This window comes from Paenibacillus sp. FSL M7-1046, from assembly GCF_038007405.1.
Lineage (GTDB): Bacteria > Bacillota > Bacilli > Paenibacillales > Paenibacillaceae > Paenibacillus_AQ.
The window spans coordinates 1,790,099-1,810,217 of the sequence record NZ_JBBOXB010000001.1 but is presented as its reverse complement, the minus strand read 5'-3'; the positions used below and the strand labels follow the sequence as shown (position 1 = coordinate 1,810,217).

Annotated in this window: 21 protein-coding genes and 1 pseudogene; 16 read left to right on the top strand and 6 right to left on the bottom strand. The window is 54.6% G+C overall.

Translation table 11 applies throughout. The annotated features are described in order from the left end of the window. Positions 1-33 precede the first annotated feature (33 nt). From NYE29_RS07750 to NYE29_RS07735, 4 genes are all read left to right on the top strand, one after another. Positions 34-1,149 carry a sulfate ABC transporter substrate-binding protein gene (locus NYE29_RS07750; RefSeq protein WP_038585197.1) on the top strand — a complete coding sequence of 372 codons (1,116 nt, stop codon included), beginning with the start codon at positions 34-36 and terminating at the stop codon, positions 1,147-1,149. Between the two features lie 140 nt (positions 1,150-1,289). Further along, positions 1,290-2,129, top strand: coding sequence for a sulfate ABC transporter permease subunit CysT (gene cysT, locus NYE29_RS07745; RefSeq protein ID WP_340895194.1), 840 nt, complete (start codon positions 1,290-1,292; stop codon positions 2,127-2,129). A gap of 158 nt (positions 2,130-2,287) precedes the next feature. Continuing rightward, on the top strand, positions 2,288-3,151 hold the full coding sequence (cysW, locus tag NYE29_RS07740) for a sulfate ABC transporter permease subunit CysW (protein ID WP_340895193.1): 864 nt from the start codon (positions 2,288-2,290) through the stop codon (positions 3,149-3,151). A 104-nt stretch (positions 3,152-3,255) separates the two neighbouring features. After that, a complete protein-coding gene (locus tag NYE29_RS07735) occupies positions 3,256-3,477 on the top strand; it encodes a YezD family protein (RefSeq protein ID WP_038585204.1) in 222 nt (73 codons plus the stop codon). A 45-nt stretch (positions 3,478-3,522) separates the two neighbouring features. On the opposite strand, the pseudogene NYE29_RS07730 reads toward NYE29_RS07735, so the two are convergent. Continuing rightward, positions 3,523-3,648: pseudogene (locus NYE29_RS07730) on the bottom strand (VOC family protein); the annotation flags it as partial. Positions 3,649-3,651: 3 nt separating this feature from the next. Then, positions 3,652-3,960: a hypothetical protein gene (locus tag NYE29_RS07725; protein ID WP_076113883.1), complete on the bottom strand. Its 309-nt coding sequence runs from the start codon at positions 3,958-3,960 to the stop codon at positions 3,652-3,654. 272 nt (positions 3,961-4,232) lie between these two features. Between NYE29_RS07725 and NYE29_RS07720 the strand changes: the two genes are divergently transcribed. The 3 genes from NYE29_RS07720 to NYE29_RS07710 all read left to right on the top strand — a co-directional run bounded on the left by NYE29_RS07720 (position 4,233) and on the right by NYE29_RS07710 (position 7,419). Next, positions 4,233-4,646, top strand: a complete 414-nt coding sequence (locus NYE29_RS07720) for a GNAT family N-acetyltransferase (RefSeq protein WP_340895192.1) — start codon at positions 4,233-4,235, stop codon at positions 4,644-4,646. A 154-nt stretch (positions 4,647-4,800) separates the two neighbouring features. Then, on the top strand, positions 4,801-5,433 hold the full coding sequence (locus tag NYE29_RS07715; RefSeq protein WP_076113881.1) for an NAD(P)-dependent oxidoreductase: 633 nt from the start codon (positions 4,801-4,803) through the stop codon (positions 5,431-5,433). Positions 5,434-5,610: 177 nt separating this feature from the next. Further along, positions 5,611-7,419, top strand: coding sequence for an NAD(P)H-hydrate dehydratase (locus tag NYE29_RS07710; protein ID WP_340895191.1), 1,809 nt, complete (start codon positions 5,611-5,613; stop codon positions 7,417-7,419). An 88-nt stretch (positions 7,420-7,507) separates the two neighbouring features. Here NYE29_RS07710 and NYE29_RS07705 read toward each other — a convergent pair whose 3' ends face one another. Beyond that, entirely contained in the window at positions 7,508-7,963 is a 456-nt protein-coding gene (locus NYE29_RS07705) for a hypothetical protein (RefSeq protein WP_038585218.1), read from the bottom strand. 68 nt (positions 7,964-8,031) lie between these two features. Beyond that, a complete protein-coding gene (locus tag NYE29_RS07700) occupies positions 8,032-8,931 on the bottom strand; it encodes an SDR family oxidoreductase (protein WP_340899639.1) in 900 nt (299 codons plus the stop codon). A 167-nt stretch (positions 8,932-9,098) separates the two neighbouring features. On the opposite strand from NYE29_RS07700, the gene NYE29_RS07695 reads away from it, so the two are divergent. From NYE29_RS07695 to sdaAA, 4 genes are all read left to right on the top strand, one after another. Next, on the top strand, positions 9,099-9,686 hold the full coding sequence (locus NYE29_RS07695; RefSeq protein ID WP_340895189.1) for a DUF4269 domain-containing protein: 588 nt from the start codon (positions 9,099-9,101) through the stop codon (positions 9,684-9,686). A gap of 24 nt (positions 9,687-9,710) precedes the next feature. Next, positions 9,711-10,127 (top strand): GNAT family N-acetyltransferase, encoded by a 417-nt coding sequence (locus tag NYE29_RS07690; protein ID WP_340895187.1) that lies wholly within the window; start codon positions 9,711-9,713, stop codon positions 10,125-10,127. 143 nt (positions 10,128-10,270) lie between these two features. Then, positions 10,271-10,981 carry an L-serine ammonia-lyase, iron-sulfur-dependent subunit beta gene (gene sdaAB / locus NYE29_RS07685; RefSeq protein ID WP_340895185.1) on the top strand — a complete coding sequence of 237 codons (711 nt, stop codon included), beginning with the start codon at positions 10,271-10,273 and terminating at the stop codon, positions 10,979-10,981. Beyond that, a complete protein-coding gene (gene sdaAA, locus NYE29_RS07680; RefSeq protein WP_038585233.1) occupies positions 10,978-11,856 on the top strand; it encodes an L-serine ammonia-lyase, iron-sulfur-dependent, subunit alpha in 879 nt (292 codons plus the stop codon). The genes sdaAB and sdaAA overlap by 4 nt, the downstream gene beginning before the upstream one ends. A gap of 25 nt (positions 11,857-11,881) precedes the next feature. Here sdaAA and NYE29_RS07675 read toward each other — a convergent pair whose 3' ends face one another. Then, complete coding sequence (locus tag NYE29_RS07675) at positions 11,882-12,184, bottom strand: hypothetical protein (protein ID WP_340895182.1); 303 nt, start codon at positions 12,182-12,184, stop codon at positions 11,882-11,884. A 69-nt stretch (positions 12,185-12,253) separates the two neighbouring features. Here NYE29_RS07675 and NYE29_RS07670 point away from each other — a divergent pair, with 69 nt between their 5' ends. Then, entirely contained in the window at positions 12,254-12,448 is a 195-nt protein-coding gene (locus NYE29_RS07670; RefSeq protein WP_038585239.1) for a YwbE family protein, read from the top strand. A 276-nt stretch (positions 12,449-12,724) separates the two neighbouring features. Here the strand turns inward: NYE29_RS07670 and NYE29_RS07665 are convergent, their stop codons facing one another. Then, the gene (locus NYE29_RS07665; RefSeq protein ID WP_340895181.1) at positions 12,725-13,537 is read right to left on the bottom strand and encodes an HNH endonuclease; all 813 of its coding nucleotides are present in this window, start codon (positions 13,535-13,537) and stop codon (positions 12,725-12,727) included. A gap of 254 nt (positions 13,538-13,791) precedes the next feature. Here NYE29_RS07665 and NYE29_RS07660 point away from each other — a divergent pair, with 254 nt between their 5' ends. The 4 genes from NYE29_RS07660 (at position 13,792) to NYE29_RS07645 (ending at position 20,109) form a co-directional block, all read left to right on the top strand. Beyond that, the gene (locus NYE29_RS07660; RefSeq protein WP_340895180.1) at positions 13,792-14,274 is read left to right on the top strand and encodes a hypothetical protein; all 483 of its coding nucleotides are present in this window, start codon (positions 13,792-13,794) and stop codon (positions 14,272-14,274) included. 53 nt (positions 14,275-14,327) lie between these two features. Beyond that, positions 14,328-15,344: a LacI family DNA-binding transcriptional regulator gene (locus NYE29_RS07655; RefSeq protein WP_340895178.1), complete on the top strand. Its 1,017-nt coding sequence runs from the start codon at positions 14,328-14,330 to the stop codon at positions 15,342-15,344. A 96-nt stretch (positions 15,345-15,440) separates the two neighbouring features. Beyond that, positions 15,441-16,778, top strand: coding sequence for a glycoside hydrolase family 30 protein (locus tag NYE29_RS07650; RefSeq protein ID WP_340895176.1), 1,338 nt, complete (start codon positions 15,441-15,443; stop codon positions 16,776-16,778). A gap of 103 nt (positions 16,779-16,881) precedes the next feature. Next, positions 16,882-20,109 (top strand): cellobiose phosphorylase, encoded by a 3,228-nt coding sequence (locus NYE29_RS07645; RefSeq protein ID WP_340895175.1) that lies wholly within the window; start codon positions 16,882-16,884, stop codon positions 20,107-20,109. The last annotated feature ends 10 nt before the right edge of the window (positions 20,110-20,119 follow it).

The following is a 20,119-nucleotide window of genomic DNA, read 5'->3' as shown; positions in this document are numbered from 1 at the left end:
CTATTTAAGAGAAAACATGGGGGAGTGATTGTGATGAAGAAAGGGATCAAGAAGGGGCTGCTCGCCGGATTTACACTATTGTTGACGGCAGGGCTTACTGCTTGCGGAAGTAATACTAACAATACGAACAACAGCGCAGGTGCAGCAACCGGTACGCCGGAGAGCACCAATGCGGCGGCAACGGCAGAAGCGACCAAAGCACCGTCTAAAGATCCGGTAGAGCTGCTAAATGTATCCTATGATCCTACACGTGAGCTTTATGAGAGCTACAACAAGGCTTTTTCGGCTTATTGGGAGCAGGAAACTGGCCAGAAAGTAACGATCAAGCAGTCCCATGGTGGTTCAGGCAAACAAAGCCGTGCCGTTATTGACGGTCTGGAAGCGGATGTAGTCACGCTGGCGCTTGGATATGATATTGACGCTTTGCAGGAAACAGGACTCATCAATGAAGGCTGGCAAAATAAATTTGAGCTTAACAGCTCACCCTACACGTCGACTATTGTTTTCCTCGTGCGTAAAGGCAATCCGAAGGGCATAAAGGACTGGCCGGATTTGCTTAAGGAAGGTGTAGAGGTGATTACACCGAATCCGAAAACCTCCGGTGGTGCACGCTGGAACTATCTGGCGGCATGGGGTTATGCGCTCGACCACAACAATAATGACGAAGCCAAAGCACAGGAATTTGTGCAGGAGCTGTTCAAGCATGTGCCGGTACTGGATACCGGGGCGCGTGGTTCTACGACAACCTTTGTGGAACGCGGAATCGGTGATGTGCTGATTGCCTGGGAGAATGAAGCCTATCTGTCCATCAAAGAGCTGGGGCCGGACAAATTTGAAATTGTGAATCCTTCCGAGAGCATTCTGGCTGAACCTCCGGTTGCCGTAGTCGACAAGGTTGTCGATAAAAGAGGAACACGTGAGGTATCCGAGGCTTATCTGAAATATCTCTACACCGAAGAAGGTCAAAAAATAGCTGCAGAGAACTACTACCGCCCCACTCTGGAAAGTGTGAAGGAGCAGTTCAAGGACCAATTCCCAGACATCAAGCTGTTTACGCTGGCTGATAAATTCGGCACCTGGAAAGAAACGCAGGAGAAACATTTCAATGACGGAGGCATTTTCGACAAGATTTATGTGCCGGGCAGCTAACTCTTACTTTAAGTGCGGGTCATTTAGATCTCGATGCTGGCGATAGAGCCGCAATCTGTAAAGATAGGCTTCGGAAAGTTCGTCCCGTTAAGGGTGCTGATCAGCCCATAAGCTGAAGGCAGGAAAGGATGAATACGTAAATGAATGTCACTACTACGGCTGCGGTGCGGCGCAAGGTGCTGCCCGGCTTCGGGCTTACGATGGGCTACAGTGTACTGTATTTGAGTCTCGTTGTCCTGCTGCCGCTTTCGGCGCTGCTCTTCAACTCCACCGGACTCAGCTGGGCTAAATTCTGGGATGTAGCCACAGACCCGCGCGTCCTGGCTTCCTACCGGGTCAGCCTGGGCACTGCGGCAGCGGCAGCTTTGACGAATGCTTTTCTGGGACTGCTGCTGGCATGGGTGCTGGTACGCTATGAGTTTCCCGGAAAAAGAGTATTCGATGCCCTGATCGATCTCCCGTTTGCACTGCCGACAGCCGTAGCGGGTGTCTCGTTGACAGCACTTTACTCACAGAATGGCTGGATCGGCTCCCTTCTGGAGCCGCTCGGCCTGAAGGTTGCCTTCACGCCGCTGGGCATCACGCTTGCGCTGATGTTTATCGGCATTCCGTTTGTTGTCCGCACCGTACAGCCCGTGCTGGAGGATCTGGACAGAGACATGGAAGAAGCCGCCGCGACGCTGGGGGCAGGCCGCTGGCGGACCTTTCTGCGGATTGTGCTGCCGGAGCTGTTCCCTGCGCTGCTCACCGGCTTTGCACTGGCTTTTGCCCGGGGGATCGGAGAATACGGGTCGGTGGTATTCATCTCCGGCAACATGCCGATGAGAACAGAGATTGCCCCGCTGCTCATTATGACCAAGCTGGAGCAATTCGATTATGCCGGCGCTACAGCGGTGGCGCTTCTTCTCCTGCTGATCTCCTTCCTGATGCTGTTCGTGATTAACCTGCTGCAGCGCTGGGCCCGCAAAAGCTCACGATAGGGGAAGTACAAAACTTAAGCGTATGCTTTCGAGGCGATTTTTGTCGAAGCCCATTCAGTGAGGTATTGCTCACAAAAATTAAGCATATGCTTCCGAAGTGATTTTTGTCGAAGCCAATTCAGTGAAGTAACGCTCACAAAAATTTAGGAGGAATAATTATGGCCGGTACTGTGCCGATGCTCGCTCCAGGGCGGAAAAGCAGCGTATCCTCGCCTGCTACGAACGAATCTCCTGCGGTGAAGTGGGTACTGATTGCCGCCGCCGGGCTGGTGCTGTTCTGGCTGATCGCCCTGCCGCTGATTGTCGTGCTGACAGAAGCGCTGAAGAGGGGCTGGGATGTCTACTGGGCCGCGCTGAGTGATCCCGACGCCGCTTCGGCGCTGCGGCTGACGCTGCTGGTGGCTGCGATTACCGTCCCGCTGAATACAATCTTTGGCGTGGCGGCCGCCTGGGCAGTGACCAAATTCCGTTTTCGCGGAAAAGGCTTCCTGATTACCTTAATTGATCTGCCGTTCGCTGTGTCACCGGTCATCGGCGGGCTGATCTTTATTCTGGTGTTCGGCGCGCATGGCTGGTTCGGGTCCTGGCTCAGCGACCATGATATCAAGATTGTATTTGCGCTCCCGGGCATTGTGCTGGCTACGCTGTTTGTGACGTTCCCCTTTGTGGCCCGTGAGCTGATTCCGCTGATGGAAGATCAAGGTACACAGGAGGAAGAAGCGGCGATTACGCTGGGGGCGCACGGCTGGCAGATTTTCTGGCGTGTGACACTGCCCAATATTAAATGGGGTTTGCTGTACGGGATTATTCTCTGTAATGCCCGTGCTATGGGCGAGTTCGGCGCGGTATCGGTAGTCTCCGGGCATATCCGGGGAGAAACGAATACGCTGCCGCTGCATGTCGAGATTTTATATAATGAATATCAATTTTCGGCATCGTTCGCGGTGGCTTCATTGCTGCTCCTGCTCGCCTTGGTAACAATGATCATCAAAAGCTGGCTGTTACGAAAAAATGCTCATTGACAGCTCTTTTAGTTCCATGCTAAGTTAAATCTTAGTAAACAAGTTGGTAATAACGGGATTCAAGGCGGAGAACATCCCCTGTCCGGGGAAAGGGAGGCTGGAGAATGGTTAAGCCACTGAAAGTGGATGAGGTATGGCTGACGCGGATTGCAGGACTTCTGGATGACATGGAGTTTGGCTCATTGCACATCGTAGTGCATGAAGGTCAGATAGTACAGATGGAGCGTACGGAACGCAAACGTTTCGAGAACAGCACTGCAAATGCACGATATAGTGGAGAGACCGGAAGCCGGCGCACCGATACCCGTTCTGCGGGACGAGGATAGAAGGTATAAAGAAAGACCTCCATCAGTTGAAGGTCTTTCTTTTTTTTATTTAATTAAGGCTTCCCATTCGTCAAAAGATAATTTGTCAGTGATATGCTTCAGTTCTGCCGGAACCTCGATAGAGCACATCAATTCCAGGCTATTTCCATCCGGGGCATTAAAATAAGTATTGCCTTAATAACGCGGTCCCCGACGGGAAGAGGAGAGGCCTTCAAGCAGTAAGACTATCGCCGTGATCACATGCATGATCCAGCCAACGATCGGAATTAGAGCGACTATCGAGGTAATGATACCAATGACGTTGCCGATAAAAGGCCCCCGTTCCTTAAGCATGATGATAACAGCCACTGCGTGCAGCAAAAAGGCGATGCCGAGCGGGACCCATGCATTGGCTACAACGAACATCCCTCCAATGATCGGCAGGGCCAGGAACGCTTCATAAGTGAAAGTCCCCCATTTCAATAATTTCCCCAGAGAAGACATGAGTACTTCACCATTCCTTTCTTAATGATATTGTGAATATTTGGCTTTATCTCTAGGTTACCCCGGGATGCAGGCTGAGAATAATATTATTGCTTTTCTAAACAATTTATTAGTTCTGTTACGTCAGAATTCCTTCAACGTTTCAAATCTCCGCATGTACCTATTCCGTCAGCCGGTTACCCGGCCTTGCTTGAAATCAATGCTTAAGTATATATTGGTAACAGCATTGCAGATCCTGAGACCGTTAGTAGGAACGAGAAGGGAAGGACAATATGGATACAGCAGAAAAAGTAGAAATTAGACATGAATCTCCCTCGGTGGAGCAATATCTGGCGCTGCGGGTTGAGGCAGGACTTAGTCCGATGAGTGTAGAGGGGGCTATGACCGGGCTTCCGCGTTCTTGTTATGCAGTATCCCTCTATGAAGAGGACATGCTGGTAGGGATGGGGCGCGTCATCGGGGACGGAGGCTGTTTCTTTCAGGTAACGGATATTGCCGTTAAGCCCTCCCGTCAAGGGCGTGGCTTCGGGAAAGTCATTATGGGTGAGATCAGGGCATTTCTGGATACGGTGCCCAATCCGTCGTATATTAGCCTCATTGCTGACGGGAAAGCTTCGAAGCTGTATGATCAGTATGGTTTTGTTCCGGTAATGCCTTATTCGCAAGGGATGTTCCTGCGGCGGTAGCTGGCCGGAATGGCAGATTGTAATCTTATGATAGTGAGGCTGGCCGACCCCCACCTAGCGGGGGTATTTGAATGCTGTTTCTACCCGAAGGGTTTCAGAACGCCACTATGGGATAAATTAGAATTAGGGCTTGAGAAAGCGAGGAAAACTAGAGATGGATGTTGTTGTGCTAGGTGCGTCGGGGACGCTGGGAAAAGCAATTGTACAGGAAGCACTAAAAAGAAAACACGAAGTAACCGCAGCCGTCCGCCAGCCGGATTCGCTGCAAATCGAGCATGAGCGGCTGCAGATTGCCACCGTTGATATCCTGAATCCTTCCTCGGTAGCTGCCGTAGTTGGCGGGCATGGGGAAGTCATCAGTGCGTTTGGACCGGATTCCGGGCGGGAAAATGATCTGCTTGGCGCAGCGGATTCGCTCCTGGAGGGGATGCGTATAGCCGGGGTGGAACGGCTGATGATCGTCGGCGGAGCGGGCAGTCTGAAGACGGAATCGGGAGAGTGGCTGATGGACACGGCCGAATTCCCCGAGGAGCTGCGGCCGCTGGCTGCCGCACATGCCAACGCCTATGAAATTTATAGAGGCTCGGCACTTGATTATACGTATATCAGTCCGCCTGCGTTCATCGTCCCGGGCCGCCGGACAGGCATGTTCCGCATCGGACTGGACCGGCTTATCGTGGATGAAAATGGCGAGAGCAGCATCAGCGTGGAGGATTTCGCCGTGGCGGTCATTGATGAGCTGGAGGAAGGCAATTTCAGCCGGGAGAGATTTACGGTAGCTTATTAGCTGAGCTGGGTACAGAACAGAAGCAGTTGTAAGGTTGCTTTGAACTGAACAACAGGACCGATACAGTCTGGGAGAGTGGATTCCGGTTATGCGCAAAGGGTAAGACTTATTGCATTTTATGCCGTAAGGCTTACCCTTTATTGTTGCGATGGAAATGTAGCGAAAGGGGTGCGAGTTATGGATCTGGTAACTGTTGAGCAGATGCGGCAATTGGACCGCATAACGATTGAGGGTTTAAGCATTCCGGCGGTTGCGCTGATGGAGAATGCGGGTCGGGCCATCGCCGAGGAGGTTATCGCGCTGTGCCGGAGCAGGCACGGTGGAGGCGCAGGCGGAGAGGAGCGGAACGATGGACGGGCCGGAGCGGGAGGCGGCTGGGCTGATGCAGATATAGCTGGGCGCGGCGGCTATATAAACGGGGGACCGGGTGCAGAGAATGGCAGAGACGCGGGAACGAATGTGGGGCGTGGCGGCGAGGAACCGGGAGCAGGGCGTGGCAGCGGCAGAGGCGTTGCTGCCATCCAGGGAAGCGGCGGCCCGGGGATTCAGCCGCCGGGATTCAGGGTCAGCGGCGATGCCGCGCTGACCCTGGACTCTGCCGAAGCCGAGCACTGGCTGATTCTCGTCGGCAAAGGCAATAACGGCGGCGACGGCCTCGCCGCCGCCAGGCACCTGCGTGAGGCGGGCATCGCCGTCACGCTGGTGTACGCGGCCGCGCCGGAGTCGCTGGCCGGCGAAGCCGCACTGCAGCGGGATGCCGCTGCAGCCATGGGCCTGCCCGCCGCCGTCTACGGCGCGGACCGGCTGGACTTTGCCGCATGCAGCGGCATCGTGGATGCGCTGCTCGGCACCGGCAGCGCGGGAGCCCCGCGCGGTGCCTATGCGGAGCTGATTGCCGCCGCGAACAGCAGCGGCAAACCGGTGGTGTCCGCGGACATCCCGAGCGGGCTGAACGCGGACACGGGCGAGCTGCATGAGCCATGCATTCATGCAGCAGTGACAGTCTGCCTCGCGTTTCTCAAACGCGGGCTGGTGCAATATCCCGGCGCGGGAGCAGCCGGGCATGTGGTGGTCCGCTCCATCGGCATTCCGGCTGCCTTGGCCCGGGATCACGGCGTGCAGGCTTGCCTGCTGACGCCGGAGGTGCTGCGGACACGTCTTCAGATCGACGTGTCGCGCCGCCGCTCGCCCGAAGGCCACAAGGGCACTTACGGGCATGTCCTGCTGGCCGGCGGAAGCCTGGCCATGAGCGGTGCAGGCCTGCTCTCCGCCCGGGCTGCGCTGCGGGCGGGTTGCGGCTTGGTTACCTGGGCACTGCCCGGCGGGCTGCTGCCCTATGTGATCGGTGCCGCCCCTGAAATGATGCTGGCTGCAGCCGGCAGCGCAGAGGATGGCACCTGGAAAGCAGGCACGGCAACAGAGGTGCTGCGGCTGGGTGCCGGAAAGGAGGTTATCGCCGTTGGTCCTGGCCTTGGCCGGTTCGAGGGCGATACGGATTGGCTCCGCACGATTTGGGAGGGGACGGAAATACCCCTGGTCATCGATGCCGATGCTTTGAACATCCTGGCTGATGCCGATTACAGCTCCTGGACCCGCCGGGGGCCTGTGATCTTGACGCCGCATCCGGGAGAAATGGCCCGGCTGGCAGGTCTTGCCACGGCAGCAGTGCAGCGCGACCGGATCGGTCTGGCATTGGACTATGCCCGGGAGCATGGCGTGGTGCTTGTGCTGAAAGGGGCGCATACAGTTATTGCAACGCCTGAAGGACAAGCCTATGTAAATGTCACAGGCCATCCGGGTATGGGAACCGGCGGAGCGGGCGATGTGCTGACAGGCATCATTTCCGGACTGCTGGCTCAAGGGCTGAATGCCGCACAGGCTGCGGCTTTTGGCGTGTATCTGCACGGACTGGCCGGAGAACGGGCAGCCCGCATGCGGCATCATCCGGCTGCATTAATTGCCGGGGATATCATTGAAGCACTCTGATTGCAGGAAGCTGTGTGGAGAAGCCTGATCACACTATGCATCCTGCCGGATGCATGCCGGTCTGGCACCCGGTGCAACTGCCTGCAGGCTAGAGCAGCAGCAGGCAGAGCAGCGGGATGAATAGCGCGAATACAGGAAGCAGCAGCGGCTGCCGCTCGCCGGCTACCTGGGCAAGCCGGAATACCAGAAGTACAGCTATGCCGTAGATGCCGCAGGTCATGGCTTCTCCGCCCTGCTCCGAGGCCAGCCACAGACCTGCGCCAAAGCCGGCAGCCGCATACAGGACCAGTGACGGCCCGAGCGAAGACGAACGGAACATGCGCAGCAGCAGATCTGCCAGCAGTGCCGCCGGCAGTCCATAAGCGTAAATGGCATAAGGCACCGATATCGGCCAGCCTTCCGGCACTCCGCCTTCGTGCGGAAAGAACAGCATCAGCAGGGAGACGAGCATAAAGGTCAGACCGGCGGCGGAGAGTTTCGCCAGTGCGTACATGCCTGCGGATAGGCGGACGGACGGAAGATCGTAATCCTTGATTTTATTCATCCTAAAACTTCCTTTCAGGGTGGGATTAACGCTACTACGGCGGACTCAGGGCCTTTACCGGCGGCAGCTCAGCTTGTGACCATGTCCCCTCCATTAACATGAATACATGCGCCTGTAGCATAAGAAGAATCGGAACTGGCCAGATAGACATAGGCTCCGGCTAATTCATAAGGCTGAGCCGCACGCCGGAGCGGAGTATCCGTTCCGAAGACGCTGACCTCGGCAGCGGAGTAGCTGGAGGGAATGAGCGGTGTCCAGACCGGCCCGGGGGCGACACTGTTGACACGGATTCCGGTATCGGCGAGCGAAAGGGCAAGAGAGCGTGTAAAGGTGACGATGGCACCTTTGGTGGCTGAATAATCGATGAGCTCTTTGTGGCCCTGGTAAGCGGTGATTGAGGCGGTGTTAATGATGGAGCTGCCTTTTTTCAAATGCGGCAGTGCGGCCTGTGTCAGGTAAAAGAACGGAATAATGTTGGTATGAAAGGTCTGGAGCAGCTGTTCTTCTGAAATATCGAGAATGCTCTTCTGCGGATACTGCACACCATGGTTATTGACGAGGATATCCAGCTTGCCAAAGGTCTGTACTGTCTGCTCTACGGCCTGGAAGCAGTTTTGCTTATGCCGCAAATCAGTTTCGATCCGCAGGCAGCGGCGGCCCAATTGTTCAATGCGCCGCTGTGTGACTTCGGCATCCGAGGCTTCGTACAGATAGGCAATGGCTACATCCGCCCCTTCCCTGGCAAATGCGATGGCCGCCGCCTTGCCGATGCCGCTGTCCCCTCCGGTAATCAGCGCCACCTTGCCTTCCAGCTTTCGGCTGCCGAAGCTCTCAGGGTTTTCGCTGATCGGGCGGGGGCTCATCAGACTTTCAAGGCCCGGCTGGCGGTTCTGATGCTGCGGCGGAAAGGCAATGGGCTGCTTGCGGCATACCGTTTGTTCCCCATAATAGGGGTAAGTGGGATTCATATCGCGGTTATCCTCCTTGGATGCTGTCATTCGTATATTTTTATGCATGCGCCCAGGAAAGCGTGCGCTTCCGCAGTGTGAATCCGGCATTTGAAGCGGGCAATGATCAGGGGGACAAATCTGGCGTTCTATGAAAAAAATTATGATATATTACCTGGGAGGAACGTATGGCGGATCGTGTGAACTGGTTCAATCTTGCCTATTTGCAGCAGGGCACGGTACTTCAACGAGAGGTATACAATCTGCTTCAGGAACTGCGGATTATGGGGCTTCTTGCGGACTATGAACCGCTGCTTGCAGGTACGATACCTCTGGGAATTCAAGTGGAAGGCAGCGATCTCGATCTGATCTGCGAGGTACATGACCCCGTGCGCTTTACCGCCGAGGTTCACGGTTATTTCGGGCAGTGGACCGGATATTCCGCCGTAACCCGGGTGGTTGGGGCAATAACACGCACCAAGATTAATTTTCATGCCGGAGGCTGGCCGATTGAATTGTTCGGGCAAGCCAAGCCAGCGCGGCAGCAGAACGCTTGGCTGCATATGCTGGTAGAGGGGCGGATATTGGATCTGCTGGGGGAAAGTTTCCGCGAAGAAATTATTTTGCTGAAGTCAGGCGGAATGAAGACGGAACCGGCTTTTGCGGGACTGCTGAAGCTGGAAGGCGATCCTTATAAGGCGTTGCTGGACCTTGGCAGGCTTCGTCATGAGGAGCTGGAATACATGTGCAAGAAGGCTTATCCCTACATACAATGAACAATGGAAACGGGGGAAGGAATATTGAAGTACAGAGCAATGGTTGCAGATGATTATGAGGAAGCGTATCTTTTATGGGGGAATACTACAGGCATGAACCTCAGCCAGGCTGACTCCAGGGAAGAAATTGTCCGTTATCTGGAGCGCAACCCCGGACTGAGTCTAGTCTGCGAGAATGAAGCGGGCAAAATTGCCGGGACTGCAATGTGCGGACATGACGGGCGCAGAGGGTATATGTATCATGTAGCTGTCAGCGGAGAATGCCGCGGAGCAGGAGTCGGCCGTGAACTGGTCTCCCGTTGTCTAGGCAGATTGCGGGAAGCCGGCATTGTGAAATGCCACTTGATGGTTATTGAGGGGAATGAGCTGGGCCGCAGCTTCTGGTCGGGCATCGGCTGGCAGGAACGGGACGGGATTGTTCTTTTCTCACAGGATACTTAATCAGGCGGAGAGATTTCAGAGCATCGGCCCTGATAATGATCTATCGTAAGGTGACATACCAATGTAATAGTGTAGCTTCTGCATTCGTGCAGTATAATATATGTGAGTATATTGTCGAATTTTGATAGGTGGCGATCTGAACTATGCGCTTTAAAGATGTATTCTCAATTATCGGCCCGGCGATGGTCGGGCCTTCCAGTTCGCATACTGCGGGAGCGGCCCGGATTGGCAGAGCAGCCCGTCAGGTGCTTGGTGAAGTGCCGGGCGAGGCTGAGGTCATTTTCTTCGGTTCCTTTGCCGCAACCTATCAGGGGCATGGCACAGACCGGGCAATTGCCGGTGGCCTGCTGGATTTCGCCACGGATGACCACCGTCTGCCTGATTCTATCGAGCTTGCGCAAGAGGACGGGATGGAGATTTCCTTCCGGCAGGGAACGGGGCTGTTCCCCCACCCCAATACGGTTCGCCTGCGTCTTGTCGGCCGGGAGACCGGAACAGAAATGACGCTTACGGGGATCTCGATTGGCGGCGGCAATATTGAAATTGTAGATATCGACGGCTTCGGGGTTAAGCTTACGGGAATGTATCCGACAGTGCTGATTAACCATATGGACTATTTGGGAGTACTCGCGAGTGTTACCGATGTAATGCGCAAAGGCCAGTTTAATATCGGGCATATGTCCCTGGACCGCAAGAACCGCAGCGGTGCGGCTTTGACAGTGCTGGAGCTGGATGAGCCAGCCACAGCAGAGCTGCTCAAGGATCTGGCGGGCCTTCCGGCCGTGAAGTCGGTAAAGGTTGTTGATTTAAACGAACCAACGCAAGTAAAGAAAGGGAAGGATAGCTCATCATGAATTTTCAAACATTAAGCCAGTTGGCGGTACTATGCGAGGAACGGGGTTTGGGTATCGGCCAGCTTATGCTTGAGGAGCAAAGCGCAGAGTCCGGACGTTCCACAGAGCAGGAGTTCGCCACGATGAGCCAGTACTACGGAGTGATGAAAGAGGCGGTGCACCGCGGCATGCACGAAGATACCACCTCGCGCAGCGGTCTGACCGGCCTTGATGCGCAGCGGGTTGCTGCCTACAATGCGGCAGATGAACCGTGTCTTGGCGGATCTGCCGGTACCGCGATGGCCTATGCGCTGGCTGTATCTGAAGTGAATGCGTCCATGGGCCGCATTATTGCCACACCGACCGCAGGCTCCTGCGGAATCATTCCCGGTGTATTTCTCAGCTGCCAGGAGCGGTTTGGCTGGGACGATGATTATATGGTGTCGGGCTTGTTCGCCGCCGGTGCCATTGGTTACGTGATCGCCAATAACTCCTTTGTATCCGGTGCGGAAGGCGGCTGCCAGGCAGAGGTTGGTTCGGCGATCGGGATGGCTGCGGGAGCGCTGACCGAGCTGCGCGGCGGAACCCCGGCACAGGCAGTACATGCTGTCGGTCTGGCACTCAAAAATACACTCGGCCTAATCTGTGATCCTGTGGGTGGCCTTGTGGAAATTCCCTGCATTGTGCGCAACGGCTTTGGTGCCGTTACGGCACTCGCCGCAGCGGATATGGCGCTGGCCGGCGTGCGCAGCGTGATCCCTTCAGACGAAGTGATCAAGGTAATGCTGGAGGTCGGTTCCGCTATGCCTGAGAAGCACCGTGAAACGGCAGGGGGCGGATTGGCTCAGACCCCTACCGGGCGCCAGATTATGAAGGATCTGCGGAACAAGAAGTAATCGGGCCATGCAAATACGGTATATATCAAATCATGCGGAACCGCTCCAACTGCTCCCATAATCCCTCCTGCCGGAGTATTTCCGGCTGTTTCGGACCCATAAGATCGAAATGGGGGAAGGGCTTGCGGTTGTGGATATACTGCGGCGGAAGACCATTCTCCTTACACCAGCGTTTTAGACGGGGCAAGTCACTGCAGCCTACTTTAGTCACTGTAGTAATTTCCGGAAAGCGCGGGTCAATCCAATAATGCGTCAGAAAAGCGATCTCTCCTGCAGAGACTGCCTGTTTCCACCGGGTTAATTCTTCTCTGTTAATTCCGAAGGCCATAGCTGTCCTCATTCCTATTCTTTTCAGTAATTGTTGACTCCATTATAACCTATGAAAGGGGAGAACATCATGAGCGGGCAATCCAGAGCAGACATCCGCCCCGGACTTGAGGTGGATATTGTACTCAAGCAAGACCAGCCAACAGGCAAACTTACGCATGGCACGGTCAAAGATATTTTGACCAATTCGCCCCGCCATCCGCACGGCATCAAGGTGCGGCTGACGGACGGACAAGTCGGCCGGGTTAAGAATATTACCAGCTGAATGAACAGGTCGTTGCATCCCTATCTTTAACTTTCATTAGCGCTCCTCTCGCCTGGCTACTGCTGCCCAACAGCACAGCAGCCACCGGCGGAAGGAGCGTTTATTGTTGCTTAGGCACTTGGTGTTGATCATTGGAGAGAAGAGCAAGCTCTGCTTGAATTGGACAATACAATAGAGCATGTTATAAAATGGTAAAAATTTAGGGGTGTGAGTGGAATGGAGCCGGGTAGAGCAAGCTTGATCAGCAGGTGGATTTCTAAAGCTGCCCCGCTGCTCCTAACGGCCCATAAATTCTTCTACATATTGGTCGGCTTTTGTCTGGTTGCATTGATTGCAGGCACAGACGCAGTTGTCGGGAGTGGTGTGGCCGCCTTTGGCGCGCGGCAGCAAGTGATCAATAGTGTCTCCGTACAAGCCGCAGAAATGACAAGTATAGTTGTCCCTGTTTAGAATTAACGCCCGAAAATCCTTATTGCTGTACAGGCGGCGAATCGTGCGGCGGTTCACAACTACTGCTGCATGCTCTCTGACAAGGGTCACAGCCAGCTCCAGATCGATTTCCTGGTGCCAGCGGCGGCCCTTGTCGCTATGTCCGCGCATCAGAATCATCCCCTTAAATGAAGGGATCAGGGCGGAGGCGTCCTGCGGATCGGGCTTCGGTCCGAACGGCTGCGGCGATTTCCGCCGCTGCTCGGCTCCGCGCGGACGCGTCTTTCCCTTGACTGCAGAGGTAAGGGTTGCGGCCTTACCCTCCTTGGAGCGCTCCGGCAAGGAGTGCAGATGGGTTTTGGGTACAGGCGGTTTGGAAGCTGCAGGAGCCGGGGCTGATGGGGCCGTTGACCGGCGGGACGCAGGTACAGGTCCGGGTTCGGAAGTCTGAGCTGAAACAGCGGACACAGACACCGCTCCCATTCCGCGGAGCAGTGCAGGAGCGGATCCCGCTTCGCGGGTCTTGCGGCATTCCCTGCAGGCCCCGCGGCGGGACTGGCCCTTGGAGCGTTTTCCGGTCCGCCGGCGGAATTCGGCAAGTGGTTTTAGTTTATGGCAATAGGCGCATTGTTTGGATAAAGGCTGGTTCGTATCGGTCATAGGCATGTGTGGATGATGCTTTGCCAGCGTCACCCGGTCCCCTCATTTTTTTATGGATTAGTAAAGACTTCCTGTTCAACAGATAATAACTTTAGTATAACGTAAAGTGCGTCTGTTCACACCGCAAGCATAAAAATTCGCCGATTCCCTAATTTGTGACATCTGTCTTAGCAGGGTGGAGGGAGAACCTGTAAAATCTACTCAAAGCAAGTTGAGATCGATATTTTGGGACGATGAATACGGGGGGATTAGCAATGACACAAGCCGGGAAAAGACCGGGTGCTGTAATTTTACTGTATATTCTTCAGGCTTTTCTGGGAGTCGGAGCGATAGGGGGAGGACTGATGCTGCTGGCAGACCCCAGTGGTGAAATGATCGGGATGCCGTCTTCCGTGCTGGAAAGATCGCCCTTTGAGAATTTTGCAATCCCTGGCATTCTGCTGCTGGTGATCTTTGGACTTCTGCCGCTGCTGGTGCTGTATGGCCTAGTCAAGAAGCCGGATTGGAAGTGGGCGGCCCCGTTGAATCCGTTCAGGACACTGCATAGTGCGTGGGCACTTTCGCTCTATATCGGCTTCGGGCAAATTATCTGGATTATGGTGCAGACCTACATGATGAACGCCGTATCCGTTGTCCATGTGGTCTATACCAGCTTGGGCCTGCTGATTCAGGCTGTTACACTGCTGCCTGCGGTACAGGGATATTTTATGCTGGACGGACGTGCGGAAAGACGTTAGAATGGCAGTGAACAAATAAAGGGCTTTCATTTGAGCCGGGGGAGTGCACCGGAATGACAACTATATATGATATTGCCAAAAGAACCGGTTACTCTCCAACTACGGTATCAAAGGCATTTAATAACTACTCCGATGTGCGGGAGAAGACGCGCCAGGAGATTCTGCGGACTGCCCGCGAGATGGGCTATTTACCTAATGCACATGCACGCACGCTGACTACGAAGAAATCATGGACCCTTGGCGTGCTGTTCGTAGAGGGCACAGGTGTCGGTATCCGCCATCCGTTTTTCGGCGCGGTGATTGAGAGCTTCAAGCAGGTTGCTGTGGCCAAAGGGTATGCCCTGATGTTTATCTCCAAGGATGTCGGCGGCAAGCAAAGCGGGTATTTGGAAAATTGCCGGATTCATGGCGTGGATGGAGTCGTGGTGTTTCTCTCTGATTATGAAGATCCTTATTTTCAGGAGCTGCTGGAGAGCAATATTCCCACGGTTATACTGGATTATGAGACAACGCAGTCACATACGGTCTGCTCGGACAATATTGCCGGTGCGCTGCAGGCGGTGGAATACCTGACTTCTTTGGGACACCGGAGAATCGCTCATATATCCGGGGGAGAGAATACATTCCCGGGCAAACAGCGAGAGAATGGATATAAGGCTGCAATGAAGCAGCACGGGCTTGAGGTGCAGGAGGGGTATGTTTCAGTGGGGGCTTTTTATTCCCTGGAGAGCGGCTATGCCGCGATGCAGAGTCTTCTTGAACTGCCGGAACGCCCGACAGCCGTCTTTGCTTCGGGTGACTTGCTGGCGTTAGGCGCGGTTATGGCAGCCAAAGATAAGGGGCTGGCGGTACCGGCGGATATTTCCGTTATGGGTTACGATGATATTGAGCTTGCCCGGTATGTTACTCCAGCTCTGACGACTATTAGGCAGGATACGGCTAATCTCGGAACCCGGGCGGCTGAGATCCTTCTGGCTTCGATCGACGGCAATCAGCAAGAAATGGAAGCGCTTGTGCTTCCCGTCGAAGTGGTCATGCGGGATTCCTGCGCACCGCCAGGCAATGAATAAAAGGAAGTTCGCCTCGGTGCGCTTTTTTTTCGAAATAATCGAAACCGGTTTCGATTATCATAGTATTCATAATTTATCCAAAAGGAGACAGACAAAATGACAAAGGTAAGCACAGTAGTAACTGCCAAAGAAACAGGAGAACGTTTAAGTCCGAAGGAGGGAATCCAGTTTAAAGCCCGGATTGCCGGACAGCAGGCCGATGTGCAGCTGCAGCCCGAGATAGAATTTCAAAAGATGATAGGTTTTGGCGGCGCTTTCACTGAAGCGGCGGCCTATACTTTATCGCGTATGAGTCCGGGCAAACGGGCGGAGGTTATACACCGCTATTTTCACCCTGTTGAGGGATTGAATTACAGTATGGGCCGCGTGCATATTCATAGCTGTGACTTCGCACTCGGCAATTACACCTATGTGCAGGACCATGATACAGAGCTGGCTACCTTTGACATCTCCCATGACCATAAGTGGGTGCTGCCGCTGATCAAGGATGCCATGGAGGTAAAAGGCGGACCTTTCACGATGCTGGCTTCTCCCTGGAGCCCTCCGGCATGGATGAAGACGAACGGGGAGATGAATAACGGCGGTTCGCTGAAACCGGAATACGGGGATGCCTGGGCGCGTTATTATACAAAGTTCATTGAAGCCTACCGCAAAGAGGGCATTCCGGTATGGGCGGTCTCGGTTCAGAATGAGCCGGCAGCTGTTCAGACCTGGGATTCTTGTGTCTACAGCGCGGAAGAGGAACGGGATTTTGTTAAAAATCACCTCGGGCCGGTCATGCACAAAGCGGGATTGGCGGATGTGAATATCGTGATTTGGGACCACAACCGCGATATTATGGTCGAACGTGTAACCCCTATCCTGTCCGATCCCGAAGCGGCGCAATATGTATGGGGCAGCGGTCTTCACTGGTACGGCGGTGAGGAATTCGACAAGGTGGCCAAGGTGCATGAGCTTTTCCCGGATAAGCATCTGCTGTTCACGGAAGGCTGCCAGGAGGGCGGCGTACGGCTTGGAGAGTGGTTCACAGGAGAACGCTACGGGCGGAATATGATCGGTGATCTTAACGCCTGGACCGAAGGGTATTTGGACTGGAATCTGGTGCTGGATGAGACTGGAGGACCAAACCATGTAGGCAATTTCTGCGATGCTCCGATCATTGCCGATACGACGACGGACGAGGTGCACTATAACAGCTCTTATTATTACATCGGGCATTTCAGTAAATTTATCGCTCCGGGTGCTGTGCGGATCGGGCTGGAATCCACTGCAGAAGGTGTGCTTTCCACAGCTTTCCGCAATCCGGACGGCAGCATTGCCGTGGTGCTGATGAATGAGAGCGAGGAAGAACGTTCCCTGACCCTGGGTCTGGGTGAAGAACTGGCTGAATGCCGGCTTGCGCCGCACTCCATCGTCACGCATGTCCTCTCGTAGGTCAGCATAAGCTCACAAAACTAAAGCAAATGCTTCCGAAGTGAGTTTTGTACGAAGTTAATTCAGGAAGCATAAGCTCACAAAACTTTTAGGAGGGCTTGTCATGAGCAAATCTTATTTTGATGCAGGCAAATTTGTGATGGAGCAATTTCACGAGAGCAAGCCGTTTGCCAGCTTTTTGCCCGGGCTCGCGGGACTCAAGGGAATTCCGATGTGGACCTTCTATGTCAACCGGGGCCAAGGGGTCTGCAGCTTCGGGGTACGGGATAAAAACTCGCCGATCATGGAATTTTCTCCGGCGAATATTTCTTATAAAAATGTAGCGTCTTCCGGCTTCCGCACGTTCATCAAGCTGGGCAATACACCGGAAATTTATGAGCCGTTCCAGTCGGCACGTCCTGATCCAGCAGCCAAGCGGACCATGACCATCCTGCCGAACGGGCTAACCATTGAGGAAGCTCATGCCGGGCATGGATTAAAGACGACCGTACACTACTTTAACCTGCCAAATGATGATTACGCTGCGCTTATCCGGCGGGTGGAAATCGAAAATACAGGCACTGAGAAGCTGGAGTTTGAGTTGCTGGACGGGTTGCCGGAGATTCTGCCTTACGGTGTGGAGAACAGCGGCTACAAGGAAATGGGCAACCTGCTGCGCAGTTGGATGGATGTATACAACCTGGAGAATGGCATTCCATTCTACAAGCTGCGCTCCAGCACGAATGATGATGCGGAAATCAGTGAAATCAATAACGGCCATTTCTATCTTTCCTTCACAGCAGAGGGGGAAATGCTGGCGCCGATTGTAGATTTCGAGCTTGTGTTTGGCGGAAACACCTCGCTTGCCTACCCGGACGGCTTCGCCGGACAGCCACTTGCGAAGCTGCTGGAACAGCCGCAATATCCGGTGAACAAGGTGCCATGCGGCTTCAGCGGTACAGCACGTACGCTTGCTCCCGGCGGCAAGCTGACGCTGAATACGATCATCGGGCATGTCAACGAGATCGGGAAGATCAATCAGAAATCGGCGGAGATCTGCCGCGAGGAGTATATTACGGCCAAGGCGCAGGAGGCATCCAGCCTGACCGAGGAGCTGACGGCGGATATCGCCACCCATACCTCCTCAGCAGTGTTCGATGCCTACTGCCGGCAGTCCTATCTCGACAACTTTCTGCGCGGCGGCTATCCGTTTATCTTTGACAACGGGGGAGACGGCTTTGTCGTACATCTATACTCGCGCAAGCACGGCGATATGGAGCGGGATTATAATTTCTTCTCTCTGGCACCGGAATATTATTCCCAGGGCAACGGGAATTTCCGCGATATGAACCAGAACCGGCGCAACGATGTATTTTTCCATCCGCAGGTCGGCAGCTTCAACATCAAAATGTTCTACAGCCTGATTCAGGCGGACGGCTATAATCCGCTCAGTGTGCAGGGAACCAGCTTTGAAGTGCTGCCGGAGAATGCGGAGAAGCTGAACGGCTGGATTGCCGAAGCTGCAGCCGATCACCGGGAGGAACTCGTGAAGTTATGCGCAGGCCGCTTCACACCGGGCCGCCTGATCAATTACATCGCCGACCACAACGTTACGCTGAAGGTAGACGAACAGCAATTGCTCAGCGGTGTGCTTGCCCTGTCGCAGCAGAATATAGAGGCTGCCTTTGGCGAAGGCTTCTGGTCCGACCACTGGACGTACAATCTTGATCTGGTCGAAGGTTATCTGGATGTATTCCCGGATCAACAGCAGGAGCTTCTGTTCGGGGATGAATCCTACACGTTCTATGACAGTCCGGCCTATGTGCTTCCGCGCAGCGAGAAATATGTGCTTAGCGGCGGGAAGGTCCGGCAGTACGGTTCGCTGCTGGAGGACGAGGAGAAGCTGCACAGACTACAGCGCAAAGCCGGAGATACCCAGTGGCTGCGCACGGAAGGCGGGTTCGGGGAGATTTACCGCACGAATCTGTTTGTGAAGATGATCTCGCTTGCCTTGAACAAATTTGCGACCCTTGATCCGTACGGCATGGGCGTGGAAATGGAGGGCAACAAACCAGGCTGGAATGATGCCATGAACGGGCTGCCCGGATTATTTGGTTCAGGGATGAGTGAGACGTTCGAGCTGAAACGGATGATCCTCTTCTTACTGGAGGCGCTGGAGAACGGGGGGGATGGAACCGAAGCTGTAGCGCTTCCGGTGGAGATGGCGCAGCTGCTGGAGCGGGTGCATCAAGCCGTGACGCTTATGCTTGCCGGCGGGACCAGCCAATTTGGCTACTGGGATACTGTGGCTTCGGCACGTGAAGCTTACCGGGAGAGCATCCGGTTCGGAATTACCGGTGAATTGGCCGAGGTCACACTTGCCGTCATCCGTGAGGCGCTTGGCAAATTCCTGCTCAAAATTAATGTAGGCATTGATAGAGCAGTAGAAATGGGCGGCGGGCTTGCACCAACTTATTTCCGGTTTGAGGTCGTGCGCTTTCAGCCGGTGACTGATGAAGCGGGTAAACCGGTAATCAGCGGCTACGGCTTGCCGAAGGCTGTGGTGGAAGAGTTCGAAGCCTATGCCCTGCCGTATTTCCTGGAGGGGCCAACCCGCTGGCTCAAAACGCTGGAAAGCCCGGAGCAGGCCAAGGACATCTATACCAGAGTCAAAAATACCGGTCTATACGATCTAGTCACTTCGATGTACCGGACGTCGGTCTCGCTGGAGCAGGAGTCGAACGATATCGGGCGGATACGGGCGTTTACTCCGGGCTGGCAGGAGCGGGAGTCCAATTTCCTGCATATGTCCTATAAATATTTGCTGGAGCTGCTGAAATCAGGGCTGTACGAGGAGTTCTTCAGTGAAATGAAGACTTCGCTGATTCCGTTCCTCGATCCGGCTGTATACGGGCGCAGCACCCTGGAGAATTCCTCGTTCATAGCTACGGGCGGAAATCCGGACCCGGGCACTCATGGCCGGGGATTTGTAGCCAGACTCAGCGGTTCCACCGCAGAGTTCCTGAGCATGTGGAGAACGATGATGGCCGGAAGCCGTGTGTTCACAGTAGAGGATGGTGAGTTGACGCTGGCGCTTGCACCGGCACTACCGGGCTGGCTGTTCGATGAACAGGGCAATCTGTCGTTCACCTTCCTGGGGGGCACGGAGGTCACCTATCACAACCCCAAACGGGCCAATACCTTTGGAGCAGAGCGGGCGGTGATCCAGAACCTTACACTGGTCTACCGTGACGGGACCGTTACCCCTATTTCGGGAGCGCTGCTGCGCGGTGCGGAAGCTGAAGACCTGCGCCGGGGAGAGATTGTGGCGATCCGTGCAATTATGGGTTAAAGAGACTGTG

Excerpts from the sequence above, each read along its gene's own strand:
- NYE29_RS07750 (WP_038585197.1), top strand. The coding sequence starts at position 34 with ATGAAGAAAGGGATCAAGAAGGGGCTGCTCGCCGGATTTACACTATTG.
- cysT (WP_340895194.1), top strand. The coding sequence starts at position 1,290 with ATGAATGTCACTACTACGGCTGCGGTGCGGCGCAAGGTGCTGCCCGGC.
- cysW (WP_340895193.1), top strand. The coding sequence starts at position 2,288 with ATGGCCGGTACTGTGCCGATGCTCGCTCCAGGGCGGAAAAGCAGCGTA.
- NYE29_RS07735 (WP_038585204.1), top strand. The coding sequence starts at position 3,256 with ATGGTTAAGCCACTGAAAGTGGATGAGGTATGGCTGACGCGGATTGCA.
- NYE29_RS07725 (WP_076113883.1), bottom strand. The coding sequence starts at position 3,960 with ATGTCTTCTCTGGGGAAATTATTGAAATGGGGGACTTTCACTTATGAA.
- NYE29_RS07720 (WP_340895192.1), top strand. The coding sequence starts at position 4,233 with ATGGATACAGCAGAAAAAGTAGAAATTAGACATGAATCTCCCTCGGTG.
- NYE29_RS07715 (WP_076113881.1), top strand. The coding sequence starts at position 4,801 with ATGGATGTTGTTGTGCTAGGTGCGTCGGGGACGCTGGGAAAAGCAATT.
- NYE29_RS07710 (WP_340895191.1), top strand. The coding sequence starts at position 5,611 with ATGGATCTGGTAACTGTTGAGCAGATGCGGCAATTGGACCGCATAACG.
- NYE29_RS07705 (WP_038585218.1), bottom strand. The coding sequence starts at position 7,963 with ATGAATAAAATCAAGGATTACGATCTTCCGTCCGTCCGCCTATCCGCA.
- NYE29_RS07700 (WP_340899639.1), bottom strand. The coding sequence starts at position 8,931 with ATGAATCCCACTTACCCCTATTATGGGGAACAAACGGTATGCCGCAAG.
- NYE29_RS07695 (WP_340895189.1), top strand. The coding sequence starts at position 9,099 with ATGGCGGATCGTGTGAACTGGTTCAATCTTGCCTATTTGCAGCAGGGC.
- sdaAB (WP_340895185.1), top strand. The coding sequence starts at position 10,271 with ATGCGCTTTAAAGATGTATTCTCAATTATCGGCCCGGCGATGGTCGGG.
- sdaAA (WP_038585233.1), top strand. The coding sequence starts at position 10,978 with ATGAATTTTCAAACATTAAGCCAGTTGGCGGTACTATGCGAGGAACGG.
- NYE29_RS07675 (WP_340895182.1), bottom strand. The coding sequence starts at position 12,184 with ATGGCCTTCGGAATTAACAGAGAAGAATTAACCCGGTGGAAACAGGCA.
- NYE29_RS07670 (WP_038585239.1), top strand. The coding sequence starts at position 12,254 with ATGAGCGGGCAATCCAGAGCAGACATCCGCCCCGGACTTGAGGTGGAT.
- NYE29_RS07665 (WP_340895181.1), bottom strand. The coding sequence starts at position 13,537 with ATGACCGATACGAACCAGCCTTTATCCAAACAATGCGCCTATTGCCAT.
- NYE29_RS07660 (WP_340895180.1), top strand. The coding sequence starts at position 13,792 with ATGACACAAGCCGGGAAAAGACCGGGTGCTGTAATTTTACTGTATATT.
- NYE29_RS07655 (WP_340895178.1), top strand. The coding sequence starts at position 14,328 with ATGACAACTATATATGATATTGCCAAAAGAACCGGTTACTCTCCAACT.
- NYE29_RS07650 (WP_340895176.1), top strand. The coding sequence starts at position 15,441 with ATGACAAAGGTAAGCACAGTAGTAACTGCCAAAGAAACAGGAGAACGT.
- NYE29_RS07645 (WP_340895175.1), top strand. The coding sequence starts at position 16,882 with ATGAGCAAATCTTATTTTGATGCAGGCAAATTTGTGATGGAGCAATTT.